Here is a 6,564-nt window from a genome sequence, read left to right as displayed (position 1 = left end):
ATGCGGGCGGAGCTGCGAAGCAATATAGTGGTCGTCATAGCCGACCACGGCCACCTCTTGCGGCACGCGGATGCCGGCCTCCATCAGGGCATTGATCAGGCCGAGCGCGATGTTGTCGTCGCCCGCGAACACTGCCGTGGGCAGCTTCCCCTCCCGGAGCCAGCGTTTGCCCGTATCATAACCCATGCCGATATCGAAATCTCCGTGTACAATTTCGAACGGCTCCAGCCCTTTCTCCTGCAGCGCCTGCAGGAAGCCGCTGCGCCGCTCGCGCGTGCTGCGGAACATCTCCTGCCCGCAGAGATGGGCAATGGAGGTGTGCCCCAGCTCCAGCAGATGGCTGGCTGCGGCATAGCCGCCTTTGACATTGTCGATGGTAACCGAGTAGGCATCATTACTCTCCTGCTGATTATCGATCAGCACGTAGGGAATGCCCCGGCGCTTAAGCTCCACGAGATAATTGTCTTCCTCCATCGGCGAGAGCAGAATCAGTCCGTCTACCCGGTCCTCCTGGATCAGGTAATGATTGTCGCCGCCTTCCATACCTGTAGAGATGGAGATGGCCAGGAAATACCCGTGCAGCGCAAGCACCTCGTTCAGCTCTTTGACCACTGCATCGAAGAAGGAATCCTGCAGCGTCGTTACGATCAGGCCGATAATTCCGGTCTTCCCGCTGGCCAGACTGCGGGCAGCCGCGCTCGGCCGGTAGTCCAGCTCCCTGATCGCATCGAGCACCTTCTGCCGGTTGTTTTCCCGCACGGATCCGGCGCCGTTTAGTACGCGGGATACGGTAACAACGGACAATCCCGATTTTTTGGCTACATCAAATATACTTACTTTCATCTCCAGCGCTCCTTGCGGTGATTTTCCGAAGCTATAATACTACCTCCAGTATACAGGGTCGGGAGATGTTCCGCTAAAGGTGTTACCGCTTGATAATCTCGGTGACCTTGTTCTGAATGACCGGCATCACTTCCTCAAGGGATTTGTGGCCGGTCTCGACCGGCTGGAGCTCATTGATGAACATGTCGTTGATCTGCGAATAGTTGGTGATCAGATGGTTGTAGGATTCAGAGCCGTATTTGACCGCACCTTCGTACACCTTCTTCACATCGGCCGGATCAATGCCGTCAAAATGCTTATAGTATGCTTCCGCAGCCTCGGTGTTCACCGGCGGATTGCCGCCGCTCAGCTCGATGGATTTCTCTTGAACCTCGGTAGTCATCAGGAACTTGATCCATTCAAAAGCTTCCTTCGGATGCTTCGAGCCTTTTAGAATCAGCAGCGGGTCAACATACAAGGTACTCCGCACTTTATCATTACCGCCCCATGGGACTGCGGCTACGCCAATTTTGAACGGAAAATCATTCGCGCCTGCCAGATTCCAGGAGCCGCCGATCGACATGCCGATTTTGCCGGCTACGAAGGGGTCGCCGTTCTGGCCCGCTACACTTTTGCTCCACTCGGAGGTTGGTGAAACCTTATCCTTGAAGACCAGATCGAACAGCTTCTGGTAGGCGGAGATGACCTCGGGTGAGTCAAAATACGTCTCAGACGGCACTCCCCCGTTAGTCCACGTATCCTCAGAGTACGGCTCAGCCCCGAAATACAGCGGCCGCATGTCGCGTTCAGCCCAGGTAAAGTCAACCCCGTATTGGGTTTTGGCGATGTCGTCCGACACTACGGTCATCTTTTTGGCTTCTAGGGCCATTTTCTCAAACGTCCAGCTCTTGTCCTCGTAGTCACTTGGCGGATAGGAGAGCTTCGCGGCATCGAACATATCCTTGTTGTACAGCATGAGCGTGACATACATATTCACCGGGATGCCGTAGGTACGGTCATTGACCGTGTATATTTTCATCAGATTGTCGGGGATATGGTAATCCTCAGCTTTGAACCCGTCTTCGGCTATCAGGTCGGTCAGATCGAGCAGCATGTCTTTGTTGTAATATTCGGCAAAACCGCCGTATCCGTAGTGGCTGGTGACATCGGGCGATTTGCCTCCGGCAATCAGGGTCTGCAGCTTGCTGTCGAACTGCTCGTAGGGCGCTTTTTCCACTTTGACCTTGATGTTCGGGTGCTCCTTCTCAAAGTCAGGAATCAGCTTCTCGATGAAGGTGCGGTCCTCGGAATCAATCGTATAATGCGTAATCGTCACTTGTTCGCCTGAGCCGCTGCTGTTACCGTTGTTTCCGCTGCCTGTAGCCACATTGCCTGCCGATTTCCCCCCGCCGCAGCCGGACAAAGCCGCCGCTGTAGTCAACAGTGCGGCCAGCAGCAATGCGGACCGTTTTCTCATGGTGTTCTTATTCATCCATAATCCCTCCATCATTTCAAGAGTATTGGGCCGCTGGCAAGAGCAGCGGAGATTACTTGATGCCTGTAAGTACAATGCCTTCCACGAACTGCTTCTGGGCGATGGCGAACAGGGTGACAATCGGCACCATCGCCAGCACGGAGGCAACCATTAAGAGATGCCACGGCGGAATACGGAACCGGGAGGAGGTGAGTGAGGCCATGCCGACCGGAAGCGTGAATTTGTCCGAGGAGCTTAAGTAAAGCACCGGGGTCAAGAGATCATTCCAGCTGTAGATAAAAGCAAAGATCGCCACGGTTGCCAGCGCCGGAGCCGATAGTGGGAGTGCGATCGTCCGCCACATCCTCAGCTCGCCGCAGCCATCGATTCTTCCGGCGTCGAACAGCTCCTCCGGCAGTGTGGAGAAGAATTGGCGCAGCAGAAAAATGTTATACGCCGAGCCGAAGAAGGCGGGTACGACCAGCGGCAGGAAGGTGTCGATCCACTGCATTTTGGAGAAGAGCACGAATTGCGGAATCATTATCGCCGGATAAGGCAGCATCATGGTGCTCAGCAGCAGAATGAACCAGAGCTGGTTGCCCCGTCCGCGGTATCTGGCGAAGCCGTAAGCGACCAGTGCCGAGGACAGCAGCGTGCCGATGACGGTGAGCACCCCGATAATCAGGCTGTTCTTATACAGCGTGCCGAACTGCAGCGTATCAAAAATCTCTGTGTAATTGCCGAAGGCCCAGCTCTCCGGCAGAAAGGTCGGCGGAAATTTCAGCATTTCGCGCTTCGATTTCAGTGAGGTGGAGACCATGAAGAACAGCGGCAGCAGCATCAGGAAGGTTGTAATCAGCAGGGCTGCGAAGCTGGCAATCTTGACCGGGTCAGCCTTCCGGCGGTGCGGCAGGGATGAAGGTGCCCGGGAGCTGGCAGCTTTGACGATACTCATCGGCGTCCGCCTCCTTCATAGTGAACATAACGGTTAGACAGCTTCATAATGACGGCCGTGAACAGCATGACTACGATCAGCAGCACCCAGGCCAGTGCAGAAGAGTAGCCGGCGCGGTATTCCTTGAAGGCGCTGGTGTACAGATTGTAGACGTAGAACCAGGTGGAGTAATTGGGACCGCCCTGCGTCATGACAAATGCCTGGGTAAAGACCTGGAAGGAGTCGATCAGGCCCATAATCAGCTGGAACAGCAGGACCGGGGAGATCATCGGCAGAGTAATATTTACAAAAATCCGCAAGCGTCCCGCCCCATCGAGCCTGGCAGCTTCAATCAGGCTGCCCGGCACACCCTGCAATCCGGCCAGGAAGAGGATCATCCCTGCTCCGGCGGTCCAGAAGGACATGATAATGAGCGCGTATAATGCAGTGTCGGGACTCATCAGCCACGCCGGGCCGGGAATGCCGAACCAGGAGAGCATATAATTGAAGAGTCCGATCTGCGGGTTAAAGATCCAGTACCAGAGCAGTGACATCGCCACCCCCGAGACCATGCTGGGAAAATACATCGCAGTCCGGAAGAACCCGCGCAGGGGAAGGGTCTGATTCAGCAGCAGCGCGAAGCCGAGGGCCAGCAGCAGCTGTACAGGTACACTAATGAAGGTATATTTCAGCGTGACCGTTACAGACTTCCAGAACAGCTCATTGCCAAACATCTCAGTGTAGTTGGCCAGGCCGATGAACCTGGGCGGATGGATAATGTCATAATCAGTGAAGCTGTAGTAGAGTGAAGACAAGATGGGATAAAGGGCGAAGACAAGGAAGCCGATGAGCCACGGCGATATGAACATGTACATGTAGAACGTCTGCCGCCGGCTTTCACTCTTAATCACGGTCACACCAACCTTTCATCATTAAAGTTTAAGCGCTTTAACTTTTGTTGCAAATAAAAGTCGGATAAGCTCGGTATTTCTGGGGTTAAAATTATAAAGTTTAAGCGCTTAAACTTTATTATCATCCTGATGACAATATCATAGAGGATGGGCCGGGAATAATCAACAGTTATTTTAGGGAATAAAGCGCTACCAGTCAATAAATATTACGCAAACCTATGTTTTTTTATAATTATTGATCCGTTAAGCCGATATTATTGTCTTCCGTGTTAATTATAATGACATTAAGCTGGCGTAGAAAGCAGGTGTTGGGATTATTGATCCCGTAACAGCAGGTAAAGAACAGACAGCTGCCATGATTGCTCACAGCAGCTGTCTGTCCCAAAGCTTAAATCCGGTTATGCCTTAACGTGTGCTTCCGTTCCACTGCTGATCGCCCGACAAATATTTCGCGGTCAATACCGACAATAGCTCGATGCCGACTTCATTCTGCCCGCCTTCGGGGATGATGAGGTCTGCGTATTTCTTGGAAGGCTCGATAAACGCCTCGTGCATAGGTTTGACCGTCGTCAGATATTGCGTGTGGATCGAACGGATCGTCCGGCCGCGTTCCTCAATATCGCGCAGCACCCGGCGCAGAATCCGTACATCCGGGTCAGTATCAACGAATACCTTAATGTTCAGCTGTGTCCGCAGCTTCTCGTCGGACAGCACATGCAGGCCTTCCACGATAACAATGTTGTTGGGCTTCAGCTCAACGGTTTTGTCTGTGAAGCGGGCATGCGTGGTGAAATCATACACTGGAGCATAGGCGGCTTGTCCTGACTTCAGACAATCGAGATGCTCAATCAGCAATTCCGTGTCAAAAGCCAGCGGATGATCGTAATTGATTGCTCCGCGTTCTTCGAGGCTGAGATAGGAATGGTCTTTATAGTAGTTATCCTGAGATATGAACGTCACTTTGTCAGTTCCAAGACGGTTAATGACGGAGCGGGCTACCGTTGTTTTGCCGGAACCAGTCCCGCCGGCGATACCAATAATAAGCATGGTGTTGTAATAAACCTCCCTAAGCTATTGCCTTTGCAATTCCAATATTGTAGCACAGCGGTAAACTTATTTCACCTCGGATACAGGTACTAAAACGTGAATTTTTTAAAAAAACATAAGGATTTACAGGTTTTTAAAGCTGATTCTTCTTGAAATTTAGAAATTTGCCGTGAAATGTTATAATTTTAGAACATTGTTCAATTATAGCGTACCTGAGAGGAGATTTTGCCCTTATGCCAGAACAGATAACATTGCTGGAGGCCTTTAACGGAGCTGAGATTCAATTAGCGGGCCACGGGAAACGGGATGTGCAGGTGCTGAAACAAGCATTTGCCGCTGCCGAAGGCAATATAGCCAGTGATATATACGGGGACGGCGCAGTCATCGAGGATTTCCAGGCGGAAATAGCAGGCGTACTCGGTAAAGAATCAGCGGTCTTCTTCCCGAGCGGAACGATGGCTCAGCAGATTGCGCTCCGGATCTGGTGCGACCGCAAAGGGTTGAAGACTGTCGCCTATCATCCTTTGTGCCATTTGGAGATTCATGAGCAGGACGGGCTGAAGGAGCTGCACCATATCAAACCGGTACTGCTTGCTGACAAGGACCGTCTGATTACGCTGGCGGATGTGCGGAATATTGGAGAGGACATTGCCTGCCTGCTTCTCGAGCTGCCCCAGCGCGAGATCGGCGGCCAGCTGCCGGATTATGCTGAGCTTGAAGCCATCTCCGCCTATTGCCGTGAGCAGGGCATTATTCTGCATCTGGACGGGGCCCGGCTGCTCGAGGTGCTGCCGTATTACGGGAAGACCGCGGCAGAGGTCTGCGGGCTGTTCGACAGTGTGTATATCTCCTTCTACAAAGGCATAGGCGGCATTGCCGGAGCGATTCTCGCGGGCAGCAGGGACTTTACAGAGGAGTCTAAGATCTGGAAGCGGCGGCACGGCGGCGATCTGATCAGCCTGTATCCGTATATTATTCCAGCACTATATTACTACCGGCAACGGGCCGGCCGGATGGCACAGTATTACACGGAAGCCAAGGAGCTTGCGGCTCTGTTCAACGCTTGCGACAAGGTGTCTACGCTGCCGGAAGTGCCGGTGTCGAATATGTTCCATGTCCATTTTGCCCTGTCCAAAGAGCAGGCAGAACCGATTCTAATCGAAGTGTGTGCGCAGACGGGTGTAGCCCTTGCCGCAAGGCTGAAGGAAACCGGAGCAAACTCCTGTTATTATGAGCTGAACATCGGCGATTTGTACGGCGGGATTTCCAAAACCAAACTGGAAGAGACGTTCAGGCTGCTCGATCAGCTGCTGAAAGAAGCTTAAACGATAATCCGGCATCCTCCGAATAAGGAGGGTGCCGGTTTTTTTATATGA

6 protein-coding genes are annotated in these 6,564 nt (G+C 52.7%); 1 reads left to right on the top strand and 5 read right to left on the bottom strand.

From position 1 onward, the window contains the following. The 5 genes from AQR02_RS26200 to udk form a co-directional block, all read right to left on the bottom strand. A partial coding sequence (locus tag AQR02_RS26200) for a LacI family DNA-binding transcriptional regulator (RefSeq protein WP_054943403.1) occupies positions 1-843 on the bottom strand: 843 nt, incomplete at its 3' end. Between the two features lie 82 nt (positions 844-925). Continuing rightward, positions 926-2,314 carry an ABC transporter substrate-binding protein gene (locus tag AQR02_RS26195; RefSeq protein ID WP_054943300.1) on the bottom strand — a complete coding sequence of 463 codons (1,389 nt, stop codon included), beginning with the start codon at positions 2,312-2,314 and terminating at the stop codon, positions 926-928. 55 nt (positions 2,315-2,369) lie between these two features. Then, positions 2,370-3,251, bottom strand: coding sequence for a carbohydrate ABC transporter permease (locus tag AQR02_RS26190; RefSeq protein ID WP_054943299.1), 882 nt, complete (start codon positions 3,249-3,251; stop codon positions 2,370-2,372). Next, complete coding sequence (locus AQR02_RS26185) at positions 3,248-4,105, bottom strand: carbohydrate ABC transporter permease (protein WP_054943402.1); 858 nt, start codon at positions 4,103-4,105, stop codon at positions 3,248-3,250. Before AQR02_RS26185 ends, AQR02_RS26190 begins: the two co-directional genes overlap by 4 nt. 441 nt (positions 4,106-4,546) lie before the next feature. Next, positions 4,547-5,188, bottom strand: a complete 642-nt coding sequence (gene udk / locus AQR02_RS26180; RefSeq protein ID WP_054943298.1) for a uridine kinase — start codon at positions 5,186-5,188, stop codon at positions 4,547-4,549. A gap of 233 nt (positions 5,189-5,421) precedes the next feature. Here udk and AQR02_RS26175 point away from each other — a divergent pair, with 233 nt between their 5' ends. Next, on the top strand, positions 5,422-6,513 hold the full coding sequence (locus tag AQR02_RS26175; RefSeq protein WP_054943297.1) for a threonine aldolase family protein: 1,092 nt from the start codon (positions 5,422-5,424) through the stop codon (positions 6,511-6,513). Positions 6,514-6,564 lie beyond the last annotated feature (51 nt).

It is taken from the genome of Paenibacillus ihuae (assembly GCF_001368795.1).
Classification (GTDB): domain Bacteria; phylum Bacillota; class Bacilli; order Paenibacillales; family Paenibacillaceae; genus Paenibacillus_AQ; species Paenibacillus_AQ ihuae.
The sequence above is the reverse complement of the archived record's forward strand: the minus strand, read 5'-3'. Positions and strand labels throughout refer to the sequence as shown.

Coding starts and splice junctions, on each gene's coding strand:
- AQR02_RS26190 (WP_054943299.1), bottom strand. CDS start 3,251: ATGAGTATCGTCAAAGCTGCCAGCTCCCGGGCACCTTCATCCCTGCCG.
- udk (WP_054943298.1), bottom strand. CDS start 5,188: ATGCTTATTATTGGTATCGCCGGCGGGACTGGTTCCGGCAAAACAACG.
- AQR02_RS26175 (WP_054943297.1), top strand. CDS start 5,422: ATGCCAGAACAGATAACATTGCTGGAGGCCTTTAACGGAGCTGAGATT.
- AQR02_RS26195 (WP_054943300.1), bottom strand. CDS start 2,314: ATGAATAAGAACACCATGAGAAAACGGTCCGCATTGCTGCTGGCCGCA.
- AQR02_RS26185 (WP_054943402.1), bottom strand. CDS start 4,105: ATGTACATGTTCATATCGCCGTGGCTCATCGGCTTCCTTGTCTTCGCC.